Consider the following 13,615-nt stretch of genomic DNA (forward strand, 5'->3'; position numbering starts at 1 on the left):
TCGCGGCGGCTGGCCGCCGGCACGATCCGCAGGGGCCCCGGCCCCGCCCGGCGTGGTCCCCGCAAGCCCCGAGAGCAGGCGGGCCACCACCAGGGTCGCGACGACGACGACAATCTGCACCACCGATAGCGCCGCGGCCTCGGGGAGCCGGAAATAGCCGACACCCTCGGTGTAGATCGCCGTCTCGACCGTGCGCACCCGACCGTTGCCGAGCACCATGATCACGCCGTAACTGGTGGTGCAGAACAGGAACACCAGGGCGGCGGCGGCCGCGATCGACGGCACCAGGCGCGGCAGCGTCACCGTCGCGAAGGCGCGCCACGGTGTGGCACCGCAGATCTGCGCGGCCTGCTCCAGACTCGGATCGAGCCCCGCCCACGCCGCTCCGACGACCCGCACGACGACGGCCGCGTTCAAGAACACGTGCGCGCACAGGATGGGGATCAGGCTGGGACCGGCATCGTCGAGGGCGCCGCCCATCCAAGGAGGTAGGAAACCGAGCGGGCCGGTGAACACCGCCCGGAACGCCATGCCCACGACGACGCTGGGCAGCACGAACGGCAGGGTGACGACGACCAGCAGCAACCGCGAACCGGAGAAGCGCACGCGCGCCACCAACCACGTGATCGGCGCTGCGACGATCAGCGTCAGCACCGTTGACGCCGCCGCCTGCGCCAGCGTGAACGCCAACAGCGGGCCGGCTCCGGCACGTTGCAGGAGTTCGAGGATCCCCGCCCCGTCCCCGGTGGCCACGGCACGTCCGAACAGGGCGAGCAGCGGCCATCCGAAGAAGACCACGAGGAATGCCAGCGGTATCACCGCCAGCAGTGCAACCCCCGCGCGACCGCGCAAGCGCTTAGCGTCGGACGGCATCGCGCCACTGCTGCAGCCACTTCTCCCGATTCGCGGCGATGTAATCCGGGGGCATGTTCACCGTCCATTCCGGAATGGGGGCGCGGGTGGCCCAACCGTCGGGCATGGCGATCCCGCGGGTGACCGGATACACGTACATCGCCGACGGCAGTGCCTTCTGCACAGTCGGGCTCAGCAGGAAGTCGATGGCCTTGCGCGCCCCTTCGGGGTTGGCCGCGCCCTTGAGGATGCCCGCATACTCGACCTGCCGGAAGCAGGTCTCCAACAGTGCCGCCGTCCCCGGCGTTGCGGCCGGCGACGACGCGTAGGAGATGACGATCGGCTTGGTGCCGTGACCGGCGCCCGCGCTGAACAGCTGGTTGTAGGCGATCTCCCACCCGGAGACGATCGTCGCGCCGTTGTCCACGAGGCGGCGCCAGTAGGCCTCCCAGCCACCGCGCTTCTGCCCGATCGTGGTGAGGAGGAACGAGATGCCCGGCGAGGACGTCCCGGGGTCCAGCAGCGCCGCCTGGTCGCGGTATTGCGGCTTCACCAGATCGTCGAGCGAGGTCGGCGGTGCGGCATCGCGCCGGTCGTACCAGGCCAGGTCGACGTTGAGACACACGTCGCCGCGGTTCACCGCGGTGAGCAGGTTCGACCCACCCGGCAGCGCATACTGGTCTGCTCCGTTGACTGCGGCCGGCGATATATAGCTTTCGAGCGCGCCTGCCTCGATCGGGCGCGACGCGAACGTGTTATCGATGCCGTACACCAGGTCACCCTTGGGTGATCCGGGGGTCAGCGAGATCTGCGAGGCGAGCTTCCCCGCATCGCCGGACTTCGCGATCTTCAGGGTCATCCCGGTGCTCTGGTGGAATGCGTCGATCACCGACGACGGCAGTTCGAACGAATCGTGGGTGAGCATCGTGACGGTGCGGTCGTTGTCCGGTCCGCCGCAGGCGGCCATCCCGACGGCGAGCGCTGCCGCGAGGACCACACCCGCGACTCGGCGCGGCGCAGACGTGGACACGGACTTCGACAGCGAGCGACGCAGCGGCATGGATCGATCTAACCACCCCGGTAGGCCGCGCGCGGCCGCCATGCACGGGAACACCAACGGGAACACCTTCGTAACAATTGAATCTCCAGTAACAGTGGTTACAGATTCTTGGGGTTATGGTGCGTGCTGCGGGTTCGATGCGCTCCCGCACCCCAAAGCGACCCGCATCGCGACATAGACTGACGCGCGATCGCTTTCGCCGACTGTAAGGATTCACCCCGTGCGACTGACGCTTCCGTTCGCCGCGGCCACCATTGCCCTGTCCGCCGCCCTCGCCGCGCCTGTCGCGGCGATCCCGGGCGCACACGCCGCCCCTGCTGCGCAGGACGGGCTGACCGCCGCACTGACGGTCGCACCGACGAAGGTCGACCAGCGCGTGCTGGACTCCCTGGGCGCATTCGCCCCCGCCATCGTGGGATCCATGGCCACTCCCGGCCCCGACGGCAAGGTCAATCCCGCCATCTTCGCCGACGCACAGACGCTCGGTTCGGATCCGTCGCTCCCCGTCGAGGTGAAGGCTGTGTGGCGCCAGATCACCGACTTCCTGACCGAGCCCGGCAAGCGCAACCTGGCCGCCTACCACCGGACCGGCCAGATTCCGGCCGCCAAGAAGAAGACCAAGCCCGGCGACCCGGAGATCCCCCGCGGCCCCGGCGCGCCGCGCATCCAGGAGTTCCTGTACCCGACCATCGGGATCGGCTGCATGCCCGAATCCGCCAAGGGCCCCCTCGGGTCGGCCGGTGGCGGCAACTCGCTCGGTCGTGCCCTGGTCACCGCGGGCCCCCAGAAGGCACCGGCCCCCGGACCCAAGCGCGGGCAGGCCGGCTACGTCTACACCAGCTTGGGCACCGGCCCGGCAATCACCAACCATGCGCGACCGCTCGTGGCCCAGTGGCTCAACCTCGATACGGGCCGCACCGGCAGTATCAACTTGAAGCGCAACCCGAAGATCAATGCGACCGACGGTCCAGGCACCTTCACCGCCATCGCCACCACCGGCCGCGGCCGCGTGCTGAGCGTCATCTCCGGCGCCGTGACCACCCGCACCAAGTCCAAGCGGATCGTCTCCTGCGGGATCGTGCCGGTCATCGGCATCGCCTACATCTGATCCCCGCGGGGCTCCGGCCCCTGTGTCCCCTTTCAAAGGCAAAGAACGGGACTTCGCCCTGAGCTGCCTTCGCGCCGGAGGCTTCGCCTCCGGTGTCTATGCGCGGTATCAGCAGCGTCACAGCTCGGACTCACCGATTGCACTCATAGTCACATGCGTGTTGTTCTGTCACTGAAACCTCATTAGTAACACTGGTAACACACGACTTGGAGTGACAATGTTCGGCAACCTCCCACGACCAGCCCTCACCGCGGCCGTCGGACTGCTCAGCGCGACCGTGCTGGCGATCGGCGCCCCCACCGTCCAAGCCGCGCCACAGGTGCCCGCCCTGCCCGCGGCACCGGAACTTCCGCGTGCCAACCCCGGCGGAACCAGCGTCTTGCCGATCCAGGTCCCCTTCGACAACGAACTGGCCGCGGCACTGCACTTCGTGAAGCAACTCGGCGGCGACAAGGTGCTCGTCGAGGTCCTGCAGGCCATCATCGGCGCCGCGGGTCAGATCTCGCCGCTCACCGCCGCCGATCAAGTACCGACACCGGGCATCAAGAAGGTGGACGCCGCTGCCGACCCGTTGAGCCTGCTGCGCCAGGCTGGCGTGCACCCGCTCTCCCCGTCGGTCGCGCCGCTGTGCACCGCCCCGACGCCGGACAACCCGCTCGGGCTGGCGACCGCGGGTGCAGCCGGGATCCCCGGTCCGTGGCCGCTGCGCACGGCCAATCCCGTGAGCACGCTGCCCTTTCCCCTGCCCGGGGTGAACGTGCCCGATCCCAACGTCGTCAAGGACAAGCACACGGCGTTCGCCTTCATCCCCGCTGACGCCGGTGTCGCCGGCAAAGGCGGCAACATGCAGGTCGCTTGGTTCAACACCGCGACGATGCAGGGCGGGACGGCCGATCTCGCTCCACTGGCGGACACGAATCCGGTGCTGAAGGCGCTTCCCGGGCTGTCCGGCGCACGTCTGGTCCCGGTCGACACCGGCAAGGGGACGATCCTCGCCGCGGTCTACGGCAACGCGCCGGTGGGCGGCAACCGCGAATGCTTCTTCCTGCCGGCGGTCGGAATCATCAATTCCTGACCTCACGGCGACCGCGGCAGCAGCCGCGTACTCAGACCGCGGTGGCCGATCCCCGGCACACCGCGGTCTGCGGGTTCACACCCGGAACCGCAAGGATCGCCGTCACGCTCTGATGAATCTCGAAGAACACCCGACCCCGACCGGGGTGCAGGACGGCCTGCCAGGTGTTTCGCGGGGCACGGGCGCGCAGTTTCACCGTTCCACGGCGACCGTTGTCGGCGTTGCGCCAGTTCACCGTGATCCACATCGAGTACTCGGTGATCGGCGTCATCGTGGTCTGTTCCCGGCGCGTGTCGGCGACCAGCGCGATGGCCGGCGGCGGCAGCCCGTCGGACGGGTAGGTAATCCGGTTCCAGACATCGACCCACGTGTGCAGGGGCGGCCCGGGCCACGGGTCGGCCACCGGACACTGCAACGTCTTGACGTAGTTGCGCCCCCCGGCGTACGGGTCGTCCCCGGGTGCCGCGTGCACCGGCGCCGCCACGGCAGCGCCCACGATCAACCCCGCCCCCAGCACGCGCAGCGCTGTCTTCACTCCGCTTGGCATGCGCCCACCCTAGCGGTCGATACACTCGGGCCATGGACGACTTGCCGATTTCCGCGCAGCTGACGATCGCCCAGGACCCCGACGCCGACGCGCTACTGTCCGCCGATCCGTTCGCCCTACTCATGGGGATGTTGCTGGATCAGCAGTTCCCCATGGAACGTGCGTTCGCCGGGCCGCTGAAGATCTCCCAACGCTTCGGCACCGTCGATCCGGGCGCCATCGCCGCCGCCGACCCCGATACATTCGCGGACCTCTGCGCCACCCCGCCGGCGGTTCACCGCTACGGCCGGTCGATGGCCGGTCGGATCCAGGCGCTGGCCAACGTCGTGGTCGACGAATACGGCGGGGATGCCGCTGCCATCTGGTCCGATGCTCCCACCGGCGCCGAACTCCTCGCGCGATTGCGCGCTCTCCCCGGGTTCGGGGAGCAGAAAGCGAAGATCTTCCTGGCACTGCTCGCCAAGCAACTCGGGGTGGCACCGAAGGGCTGGACGAAGGCCGCCGGCGACTACGCGAAGAAGGGGTACCGGTCGGTGGCCGACGTCGTCGACGCCGATTCCCTCCAGCAGGTCCGAGATTTCAAGAAGGCCGCAAAGGCGGCCGCGAAGGCACAGGGATGAGTGAACCGACCGGCGCAGGCGGTGCGACCGATGAGTTGATCGCCGAACTCGAGGCCGAGCTGACCGACTTCTGGCGACGCGGCCGGGTCCGTGCCCGCGCCCATTCCGCGGTGATCGACCCGAAGATGGACCCGTCGTGCTACCCGCTGCTCATGTCGGTTGCGCGTCGCGCACCGGTCCCGATGTCGGAACTCGTGCATGCGCTGGGCGTGGGCAAGTCGACGGTCACCCGCCAGGTCGACGCCGTGGAGAGGCTGGGCCTCGTCCACCGCTATCCCGACCCCGACGACGCACGGGCACGGCTCATCGACCTCACCGATCATGGACGCGACCGGATCCAGGAGACATTGGCGGCCGTGACACAGCGGTGGCGCAGCCGGCTTGCACAGTGGGATCCCGTCGATATCCGCACCCTGATCGACTTGCTGGGCCGCCTGGGTGCGAGCGTCGGCGACGATGCGGACCTGGAATAGACCGCTTTAGTTGCGTGTTGCAACTAAAGTCCGCTAGAATTTGCCGGTTGCCGCAGTCGCACTGACTCGTCCCGGCACCCCCTTTGGAGAAAGAGTTTCGTCCATGACTGACGCCTCCGCCGATTCGGATCTCACTCCGATGACGCACCGCCAGAAGATCGAGGCCCTCGTCGGCCTGCTGCTGGGTATGTTCGTAGCCTTCCTCTCGTCGACGGTCGTCTCGATCGCGCTGCCCGAGATCATCAAGGATCTGCACGGCACCACCGACCAGTACACCTGGATCGTGACGGCGACCCTGCTCGCGTCGACGGCGACCACACCCATCTGGGGCAAGTTCGCCGACCTGATGAGCAAGAAGCTCCTCGTCCAGATCTCCCTGGTGCTCTTCACCATCGGCTCGATCCTCGGTGGCATGTCCACCTCGGCGACCATGCTGATCGGCTTCCGCGTGATCCAGGGCATCGGCCTGGGCGGCCTGCAGGCCCTAGTCATCATCGTCATCGCGTCCATGTTCAGCCCCCGTGAGCGCGGGCGCTACCAGGGGCCGATCGCCGCCATCATGTCGATCGCCACGGTCGGTGGCCCCCTGCTCGGCGGCGTCATCACCGACACCAGCTGGCTGGGCTGGCGGTGGACCTTCTACGTCTGCGTGCCCTTGGCGATCATCGCGCTGATTGTGATCCAGCAGACCCTCAACGTGCCGACGATCCGCAAGCCCGGCGTCAGCATCGACTACCTGGGCGCGTCGCTGATCGCCGGCGGTGTCGTCATCCTGCTGACCTGGGTCACGCTGGCCGGCAAGTCCTTCGCCTGGGCCTCGGGCCACTCCTACGGCCTCGCCGCGCTGGGCGTGGTCCTCCTGGTCCTGGCCGTGTTGGCCGAGGGCAAGCTCCTCAACCGCTTCCTTCCGCAGTTCTTGAAGGTCGAAGACCCGATCATCCCGCTGCACCTGTTCCGCGACCGCACGACCGCACTGGCCACCCTCGCCAGCATCGCCGTCGGCGTCGCCCTGTTCGGCTCGGCGGTGTTCCTCGGGCAGTACTTCCAGCTCGGCCGCGGCTACTCGCCCACCATCGCCGGTCTGCTGACCCTGCCGATGGTGCTCGGATCGCTGGTGTTCGCGACGATCTCGGGCGGGCTGATCACCAAGTACGGCCGCTGGAAGATCTTCCTCATCGCCGGTGGTGTGCTCCTGACCACCGGTTTCGCCCTGCTCGCCACGATCAACGCGCACACGAGCATGTGGCTGATCGGGCTCTACCTGTTCATCCTCGGCACCGGCATGGGCATGACCATGCAGAACCTCGTCCTGCCGGTCCAGAACGCGGTGGCCGCGGAGAACCTCGGCGTCGCTACGTCGACCGTCACCTTCTTCCGCTCCCTCGGCGGTGCGGCGGGCGTCTCGGTGCTCGGTGCGGTGCTGTCGACGCACGTCAAAGACCTCACCCTGTCCGGACTCACCGCACTGGGCCACTCGCTGGTCCCGACGCTGGGCGCGCAAGGCGCCATGGAGAAGGTCACCGAGTGCGGCAAGCTGTTGAAGGCGGGTATCGCGGGCAACCTCACCGAGGAGTGTGCGGCCGTCCAGCAGAACGCCTTCGGCGACGGTGTGCCGACCATCTTCGCCATCGCCGCGGTCATGGGCGGCCTCGCATTGGTCGCGATCCTCTTCATCAAGGAGGTCAAGCTCAAGACCATGACTCCGCTGGAGGAACAGCAGCAGCGCGCCGCCGAGGCGATGGCCGGCCTGGCTCCCGACGAATCGGTCGACGTCGTCGAGGCGGAGCGTCGCGCCGACGGGACGGCACCGACCCGGTAACGGTCCGGCCGACCACGGCGCCCGCGAAGCCAATGTCGCAGGTGGATCCGACGCCGTGTCCTAAGCTGTGCGCATGGATACGCCCAACCTGACTGCCCAGACGGTGATCGGCCTGCCGATCCGCCTCGGCTTCGCCATCACCGGCGTCGCGCTCAGTGCCGTCGAGTCCGCCGTCGCGGTCGCCCGCGTCAGCGCCGAAGGCGTGCAGAACGAGATCAACCACGCCCTGGGGATCAACTCCGACCTGCTCGCCGACACGCGTTCGCCGCTGGAGATCCTCAGCCACGTCGCCGAACTCCTCGGACCCGACCGCCCGATCGGTCGCGCTCTCGAGGCCGGCGGCCCGGTCGACCGGCTGTTGCGCCACAACGGCGTCGTGGACCGGCTCACCGGCAGCGACGGCATCCTCGAGCGGCTCACCGCCAAAGGCGGGCTACTCGATGCGATGAGTGAAGAGGGCGGGATCCTGGAACGGCTCACCGCCGACGGCAGCGTCATCGACAAGCTCACCCAACCCGGCGGCGTGCTCGACAAAGTCGCCGAACCGGGCGGCATCATCGACCGCCTCGCCGACGACGACGGCCTGCTCGACCAACTCCTCGGCGACCAGGGCGCCGTCGAACGCGCCATCGCGCCGGGCGGCCCGTTGGACCGCGTCGCCGAACTCACCGAGAACATGAACGAGCTGACCCCCAGCCTCATGGCGATGCAAGAGGCGGTCAGCGACCTGCGCGCCACCGTGGAACTCCTCAACGCCTCGGTCGCACCGCTGGGCGGGCTGGCCGAGCGCCTGCCCAAGCGGCTCACCCGCGGTCGGCCGGTCCTCGAGCAATAGCTTCGGCCAGAACCGGCAGGTAGGCGGCGACGTCGACGACGTCGGGATCGGCAAGCACCGACACCGTCACCGCGTCCCCGATGCCGTGGACCCCGTGGGTCAGGGCATGCACGGCCGACAGAGCGGGGAAGCCGGCCGTGAGCCGGACCCGACCACCGGCAAGGAAGAGATCAGCCGCGCCACGGTTCACCGACGACACGACCGAGTGACCGGTCACCGCGTCCGCCACCGGTGACGCGAATCCAGTGGTGGCCCAGTGCATCAGCACTGCGGGTGTCGCGTCCTCGGCACGCCTGGCGGCCACCCGGTCCCGGGCTCCGTCACGGGCGCGGGCGGCGTCGATCTGCTCGACGATCACCCGACGACGAGCCTCGTCGGGCAGGTCCGTGCGGGTGGCGATACCGGCCATGAAGAAGTCGTTGGCCGGCCTGCCACCGTTCGCTGCCCCGCGACCGACGGTGAGTTCGACGACGGGATCGCCGTCGACGAGGCCCGCGGAGGCCAGCGCGTCCCCGATAGCCGCGATGGCACTCGGGGTCACCCGGCCGGGAAAGACACTGCGCTCGACGGTGAGTGTGCGCAGGACGCGCCGTGGTCCGGGCGTGCAGTTGATCGACGCCGGGGCCACCGGCCCAAGACCGTCCGGATCCTCGCCGCGGGACCGGGCGTAGGACCGCACCCCGCCGACGACGAGCCCGGCAATCTGTACCGGCAGCCGGACCAATCCGCCCAACGCCCGCAGCGGAGTTGGGATGAGCCGGGTCGACGGTCCCGCGGTCGTCGGATCGGCGGGTGACCCGCCGAACAGCTGGCGCGCCAGCTCGCTGGCACCCCGACCGTCAGCCAGTGCGTGCGACACCTGCAGCACCGCCGCCCGCACTCGCGCGGCGGCGCCTGGGATACCGGGAGGCGGTGCCACACCGTCGAACAGGTGCAGCCGCCAGGGATGCTCGCGCGGATCGACCTGGTCGGCCAGCAGGACGCCGATCTCCTCGAGCAGCCCGGTCCACGACCGATCGGCAAGGCGATGGATGACGACCTGGTCCCCGGCGACCGCCGAGTGTCCCCAGGCCGGGTAGTCGAGGTGGCCGGGCACCTCGCGAACCGCGACGTTGCACCGCGGGATATCCGCGGCTCGCGCCAGCACCTGCGCGCGCACGGCGTCGGCGGACGCCTCGGTTTCGTCGAAGGCATACAGCAGGAACTGGTCGCTGTGCGCGGCCGGTGCCGCCCACAGCATCCGGGCGTCGACCGGGGTAAGGCGGGTCACGCTTTGGCCAATACGCCCTCGAGTTCGGGGGCGTTCAAACCGAGCATCGGCGCGATGCGGCCCAGCGGGATCGAACCGATCAACTTTTCCAGGGTCGGGTCGAGTTCGGTGATGCCCATCGACTTCTCCAAGGCGCCGAGCACAATCGGCCGGGTCGCCTTGTCGGCGAGCAGCTCCGACAGCGTCGAGGCGAGCCCGGCGGTCTTCGTCGAGGGATCGGCGGCCACCGTGGCCGTCGTGGTGGCGACGATGTCGCGACTGCTGTGCCCGATGTCGATGCGGTACTCGCCGCCCTCGACCACCCAATCGCCGGACTGCCCGGCGGGTCCGGCGGCGTCTCGGTCCCAGTACGCCAGCTCGGCGCGCGGGACGTGTACCGCGACGCTCGTGCTCTCCCCGGCGGCGAGTCGGACCGCGGCCATTCCCTTCAGCTCGCGGGGTGGGCGCGCCACCACCGAGGTGTCCAGGCCGGTGTACACCTGCACCACGGCCCGGCCGTCGCGTCCGCCGGTGTTGGTGGCGGTGAGCGTCACGTCGATCCCGTCGTCGGTCACCACCGCCGACACGTCGGTGAACTCCGTGGTCGTGTAGGACAGGCCGTGGCCGAACGGGAAGCGGACTTCCAGACCGCGGGCGTCGTAGTAGCGGTGCCCGATGAACACGCCCTCGCCGTAGCGCACGTGCAGCAGCTCGCCCGGGAAGTCGAGGTAGGCGGGGGTGTCCTGCAGACGCAGCGGCACCGTCTCCGCCAGTCGGCCCGACGGGTCGTCGAGGCCGTAGAGGATGTCGGCGACTGCGGCGCCGCCGCCCTCCCCGAGTAGCTGGCCGTCGACGACGGCCGGTGCCGCGACGACCTCGGCGAGGTCGAGGACCGCGCCGTGCGACAACACGACGGCGGTGCGCGGGTTGACTTCGAGCACCGCGGCCAACAAGTCCAGTTGCGCCCGCGGCAATTCCCACCCGGTCCGGTCGAAGCCCTCGGACTCCGCCCCATCGGGGACCCCGAGGAACAGCACCGCCACATCGGCGTCGCGCGCCGCGGCAACGGCTGCCGCCGCCAGGCCAGCGTCATCGCCGTCGCCGTCGGTGGTGAACCCGGGCTCGAAGACGACGTCGGTTTCGGCGAGGACGCTGATCTGCTCGAGTGCGGCGTCGACCTGTGTCGGGTTCACCTTGGAGCTGCCACCGCCCTGGTAGCGCGGGGTGCGGGCGAACTCGCCGATGACGGCAACTTGCTGCGCGGGCGCCAGCGGCAGAACGGGTGCGTCACCGACCGGCTCGTTGCGGAGCAGGACGATACACCGCCGCGCAATCGCGACCGCGAGATCATGCTGAGCCTGCTTGTCGTAGTCGGTGTCGACGGCATTATCGGCTGCGGTCAGGGCGAGGGCGATGACGCGCTGGGCGACCTCGTCGAGCGCACCCTCATCGAGGGCACCGTGCCCGACGGCGGCGACGACGGCCGCCGGGCCCAGACCGGTGCCGCCGGGCATCTCCAGGTCGAGGCCGGCCGCCACGGAGGCCACCCGGTCGTCGACCGCGCCCCAGTCGGAGACGACGAGGCCCTCGAACCCCCACCGGCCCCGCAGCGTATCGGTGAGCAACCACCGGTCCTGCGTCGCGTAGACGCCGTTGATCTTGTTGTAGGCGGCCATCACCGACCACGGCTGCGCTGCGCGCACCACGTGCTCGAAGGCGCGCAGGTACGTCTCGTGCAGCGGCCGCGGATCGATATCGGCGCTGTAGCGGAACCGCTCGGTCTCCTGGTTGTTGGCTGCGAAGTGCTTGAGCGAGGTGCCCACGCCGTGCGCCTGCACGCCGTTGACGTAGGCCGCCGCCATGCGCCCGGCGAGGAACGGGTCCTCGGAGTAGTACTCGAAGTTGCGCCCGCCCAGCGGGGAGCGCTTCATGTTGATCCCCGGCCCGAGCAGCACGCCGATCTTCTCGGCGAGGCACGCCCGCCCGAGCGCGTCACCCACCTGTGCCGACAGGTCCGTGTCGAAGGTCGCCGCCATCGCGACCGCCGGCGGGAAGCACACCGCGACCACCGAGTCGTTGAGGCCCAGCGCGTCGCCATCGCCGGTCTGCTTGCGGATACCGTGCGGTCCGTCGGTGAGGGTGAACGCGGGGGCACCGTCGACCCCGACCGTCTCCCAGAAGCTGGCACCGGTGGTGACCGCCGCCTTCTGCTCCAGGGTCAACGACGCGACGATGTCACAGGCACGGGACAGGTGATCGGACGGCTTGGAAGGCATGCGCCCAAATCTATCCGGTCGCCGGTAGTGTCCACAGCGACCCGGTTCGAAATGATCCGACTCCGAAGGAGACTCCTCGTAGCGATGCTGATGGGTGGCAGCGACACCGACCGCCAAGGCGGACGAGGCGGCCGCGGCGTAGCCGCAGCAGGTGCGATTCCATGACGCCGACGGTCACGATCACCTACTGCACGCAGTGCAACTGGTTATTGCGCGCGTCCTGGATGGCTTCGGAGCTCCTGTCGACCTTCGGATCCGAACTGGGCCGCGTCACGCTGGTGCCCGGCACGGGCGGGGTGTTCACGGTCGACGTCGACGACGAGCGGGTCTGGGACCGCGCGAGCGACGGCGGCTTCCCCGACGCCGCAACGCTGAAGCGGCTGGTGCGCGACTCTGCGCTACCCGACTGGAACCTCGGGCACGGCGAACGCCCGTGAACGCTCGGCGCGCTACCCTGGGCCGATGATCGCACGCCTTGCCGCCGCAGGACTCTGCGCACTCGCCGTCGCCTCCGGTGCAACGCTGACCGCCCCCGCCGCCTCCGCGGCGCCGTGTGCCGACGTGGAGGTCCTCTGGGCCCGCGGTACCGCCGAACCCGGCGGACCCGTCGGCTTCACCGGTCTCGCGTTTGTCGAGGCGCTCCGCTTGCGAACCCAGGGCCGGTCACTGCGGGTGCGGGCCGTGCGCTACGCGGCCAGCGACAACTTCGGCAATCCGGCGAAGATCGTCGAGACGATCAACGACGGCGTGAAAACGTCCCAGGCCGATATCCAGCACATCGCCAGGGCGTGTCCGCGCAGCCGCATCGTCTTCGGCGGCTACTCCCAGGGCGCCGTCGTCTCCGGCTACGCCCTGGTCGACCATCTCCAGATCCCGCGCAAGTACCAGGAGTACGCGGCGCTGGCGCCCCGGCCGCTGCCGACGTTCGTCACTCCGCACCTCGCCGCGGTGGTGTTCTTCGGCGCACCGTCGGCGCGGTTCATCCGCGATACCGGGGCACCGCCGATCACCATCGGCGCGCGGTTCGTCCCCAAGGTCGCGAGCTATTGCGCGCCGGGCGACACCATCTGCAACGGCGCCCCGATCGGCCAGCCGAGCATCCAACACGCGCTTTACCCGTTCAACGGCATGACCTTCGCCGCGGCCGATTTCGCCGCGCGGCGACTATAGCTAGCCCCGCACGTCAGACCCGCGCGTCAGTCCCGCGCGACGCGCGCTACGACTTGCCCAGCGCCCGCAGCGCCCGGTCGGCGTGCACCGACATGTCGATCTCCGAGGCGATGACGTCGGCCACCGTGCCGTCGGGCGCGATGGCGAAGGTGGTGCGCTTGGTGGGCATCCCGACCTTGGCAAGAAGGCCGCGGCGAACGTCGTAGGCCTGCGCGACCGCACCGTCGACGTCGGCGAGCAGCGGATAGTCGAGATTGTGGGTGTCGGTCCACCGCTGCTGCTTCTCGACGGCGTCGCGGCTGATCCCGACGCGCTGCACGCCGGCCGCGGCGAATTCGGCGGCGAGATCGCGGAAGTGGCAGGCCTCCTTCGTGCAGCCCGGCGTGAACGCCGCCGGGTAGAAGAAGAGCGCGACCGGACCGTCGGCGAGGAATTCCGAGAGCCGCCGGGTCGTGCCGGTCTGATCGGGCAGGGCGAAGTCGGGTGCGGTGTCACCGGGTTTCATACCCCCAGTCTGCCAGCCACCCACTT

General features: G+C 69.4%; 14 protein-coding genes. 8 read left to right on the plus strand and 6 right to left on the minus strand.

Annotated elements, in window-relative coordinates:
- Both B4L26_RS03230 and B4L26_RS03235 read right to left on the minus strand, forming a co-directional pair.
- Window positions 1–873 (minus strand): ABC transporter permease (locus B4L26_RS03230; RefSeq protein WP_290715760.1); only part of this gene is annotated, 873 nt, incomplete at its 3' end.
- On the minus strand, window positions 857–1,912 hold the full coding sequence (locus B4L26_RS03235) for a thiamine ABC transporter substrate-binding protein (protein WP_290715763.1): 1,056 nt from the start codon (window positions 1,910–1,912) through the stop codon (window positions 857–859). The genes B4L26_RS03235 and B4L26_RS03230, both read right to left, overlap by 17 nt.
- Before the next feature lie 220 nt (window positions 1,913–2,132).
- On the opposite strand from B4L26_RS03235, the gene B4L26_RS03240 reads away from it, so the two are divergent.
- Both B4L26_RS03240 and B4L26_RS03245 read left to right on the plus strand, forming a co-directional pair.
- Window positions 2,133–3,020 carry a hypothetical protein gene (locus B4L26_RS03240; RefSeq protein WP_290715765.1) on the plus strand — a complete coding sequence of 296 codons (888 nt, stop codon included), beginning with the start codon at window positions 2,133–2,135 and terminating at the stop codon, window positions 3,018–3,020.
- Window positions 3,021–3,237: 217 nt separating this feature from the next.
- Window positions 3,238–4,095: a hypothetical protein gene (locus tag B4L26_RS03245; protein ID WP_290715767.1), complete on the plus strand. Its 858-nt coding sequence runs from the start codon at window positions 3,238–3,240 to the stop codon at window positions 4,093–4,095.
- Between the two features lie 31 nt (window positions 4,096–4,126).
- Here B4L26_RS03245 and B4L26_RS03250 read toward each other — a convergent pair whose 3' ends face one another.
- Window positions 4,127–4,642 carry a hypothetical protein gene (locus B4L26_RS03250; RefSeq protein WP_290715770.1) on the minus strand — a complete coding sequence of 172 codons (516 nt, stop codon included), beginning with the start codon at window positions 4,640–4,642 and terminating at the stop codon, window positions 4,127–4,129.
- Window positions 4,643–4,674: 32 nt separating this feature from the next.
- Here B4L26_RS03250 and B4L26_RS03255 point away from each other — a divergent pair, with 32 nt between their 5' ends.
- From B4L26_RS03255 to B4L26_RS03270, 4 genes are all read left to right on the plus strand, one after another.
- On the plus strand, window positions 4,675–5,262 hold the full coding sequence (locus B4L26_RS03255) for an HhH-GPD-type base excision DNA repair protein (protein ID WP_290715772.1): 588 nt from the start codon (window positions 4,675–4,677) through the stop codon (window positions 5,260–5,262).
- Entirely contained in the window at window positions 5,259–5,735 is a 477-nt protein-coding gene (locus tag B4L26_RS03260; RefSeq protein WP_290715774.1) for a MarR family winged helix-turn-helix transcriptional regulator, read from the plus strand. Before B4L26_RS03255 ends, B4L26_RS03260 begins: the two co-directional genes overlap by 4 nt.
- Before the next feature lie 103 nt (window positions 5,736–5,838).
- A complete protein-coding gene (locus B4L26_RS03265) occupies window positions 5,839–7,554 on the plus strand; it encodes an MDR family MFS transporter (protein WP_290715776.1) in 1,716 nt (571 codons plus the stop codon).
- Between the two features lie 73 nt (window positions 7,555–7,627).
- Window positions 7,628–8,389, plus strand: coding sequence for a hypothetical protein (locus B4L26_RS03270; RefSeq protein ID WP_290715779.1), 762 nt, complete (start codon window positions 7,628–7,630; stop codon window positions 8,387–8,389).
- On the opposite strand, the gene B4L26_RS03275 is transcribed toward B4L26_RS03270, so the two are convergent.
- Both B4L26_RS03275 and B4L26_RS03280 read right to left on the minus strand, forming a co-directional pair.
- Entirely contained in the window at window positions 8,358–9,659 is a 1,302-nt protein-coding gene (locus tag B4L26_RS03275; RefSeq protein WP_290715782.1) for a wax ester/triacylglycerol synthase domain-containing protein, read from the minus strand. The genes B4L26_RS03270 and B4L26_RS03275 overlap by 32 nt on opposite strands.
- The gene (locus B4L26_RS03280) at window positions 9,656–11,914 is read right to left on the minus strand and encodes a glycoside hydrolase family 3 C-terminal domain-containing protein (RefSeq protein WP_290715784.1); all 2,259 of its coding nucleotides are present in this window, start codon (window positions 11,912–11,914) and stop codon (window positions 9,656–9,658) included. Before B4L26_RS03280 ends, B4L26_RS03275 begins: the two co-directional genes overlap by 4 nt.
- A gap of 161 nt (window positions 11,915–12,075) precedes the next feature.
- Here B4L26_RS03280 and B4L26_RS03285 point away from each other — a divergent pair, with 161 nt between their 5' ends.
- On the plus strand, window positions 12,076–12,351 hold the full coding sequence (locus tag B4L26_RS03285) for a SelT/SelW/SelH family protein (protein WP_290715786.1): 276 nt from the start codon (window positions 12,076–12,078) through the stop codon (window positions 12,349–12,351).
- 25 nt (window positions 12,352–12,376) lie between these two features.
- Complete coding sequence (locus tag B4L26_RS03290) at window positions 12,377–13,084, plus strand: cutinase family protein (RefSeq protein ID WP_290715788.1); 708 nt, start codon at window positions 12,377–12,379, stop codon at window positions 13,082–13,084.
- A gap of 46 nt (window positions 13,085–13,130) precedes the next feature.
- On the opposite strand, the gene B4L26_RS03295 is transcribed toward B4L26_RS03290, so the two are convergent.
- A complete protein-coding gene (locus B4L26_RS03295) occupies window positions 13,131–13,589 on the minus strand; it encodes a peroxiredoxin (RefSeq protein WP_290715791.1) in 459 nt (152 codons plus the stop codon).
- Window positions 13,590–13,615 lie beyond the last annotated feature (26 nt).

The organism is Gordonia sp. UBA7599 (assembly GCA_002477755.1).
GTDB lineage: Bacteria > Actinomycetota > Actinomycetes > Mycobacteriales > Mycobacteriaceae > Gordonia.

Bases quoted from the DNA above. Each gene is read 5' to 3' on its own strand.
- B4L26_RS03235 (WP_290715763.1), bottom strand. From the start codon at position 1,912: ATGCCGCTGCGTCGCTCGCTGTCGAAGTCCGTGTCCACGTCTGCGCCG.
- B4L26_RS03285 (WP_290715786.1), top strand. From the start codon at position 12,076: ATGACGCCGACGGTCACGATCACCTACTGCACGCAGTGCAACTGGTTA.
- B4L26_RS03295 (WP_290715791.1), bottom strand. From the start codon at position 13,589: ATGAAACCCGGTGACACCGCACCCGACTTCGCCCTGCCCGATCAGACC.
- B4L26_RS03280 (WP_290715784.1), bottom strand. From the start codon at position 11,914: ATGCCTTCCAAGCCGTCCGATCACCTGTCCCGTGCCTGTGACATCGTC.
- B4L26_RS03260 (WP_290715774.1), top strand. From the start codon at position 5,259: ATGAGTGAACCGACCGGCGCAGGCGGTGCGACCGATGAGTTGATCGCC.
- B4L26_RS03290 (WP_290715788.1), top strand. From the start codon at position 12,377: ATGATCGCACGCCTTGCCGCCGCAGGACTCTGCGCACTCGCCGTCGCC.
- B4L26_RS03270 (WP_290715779.1), top strand. From the start codon at position 7,628: ATGGATACGCCCAACCTGACTGCCCAGACGGTGATCGGCCTGCCGATC.
- B4L26_RS03245 (WP_290715767.1), top strand. From the start codon at position 3,238: ATGTTCGGCAACCTCCCACGACCAGCCCTCACCGCGGCCGTCGGACTG.
- B4L26_RS03255 (WP_290715772.1), top strand. From the start codon at position 4,675: ATGGACGACTTGCCGATTTCCGCGCAGCTGACGATCGCCCAGGACCCC.
- B4L26_RS03265 (WP_290715776.1), top strand. From the start codon at position 5,839: ATGACTGACGCCTCCGCCGATTCGGATCTCACTCCGATGACGCACCGC.
- B4L26_RS03250 (WP_290715770.1), bottom strand. From the start codon at position 4,642: ATGCCAAGCGGAGTGAAGACAGCGCTGCGCGTGCTGGGGGCGGGGTTG.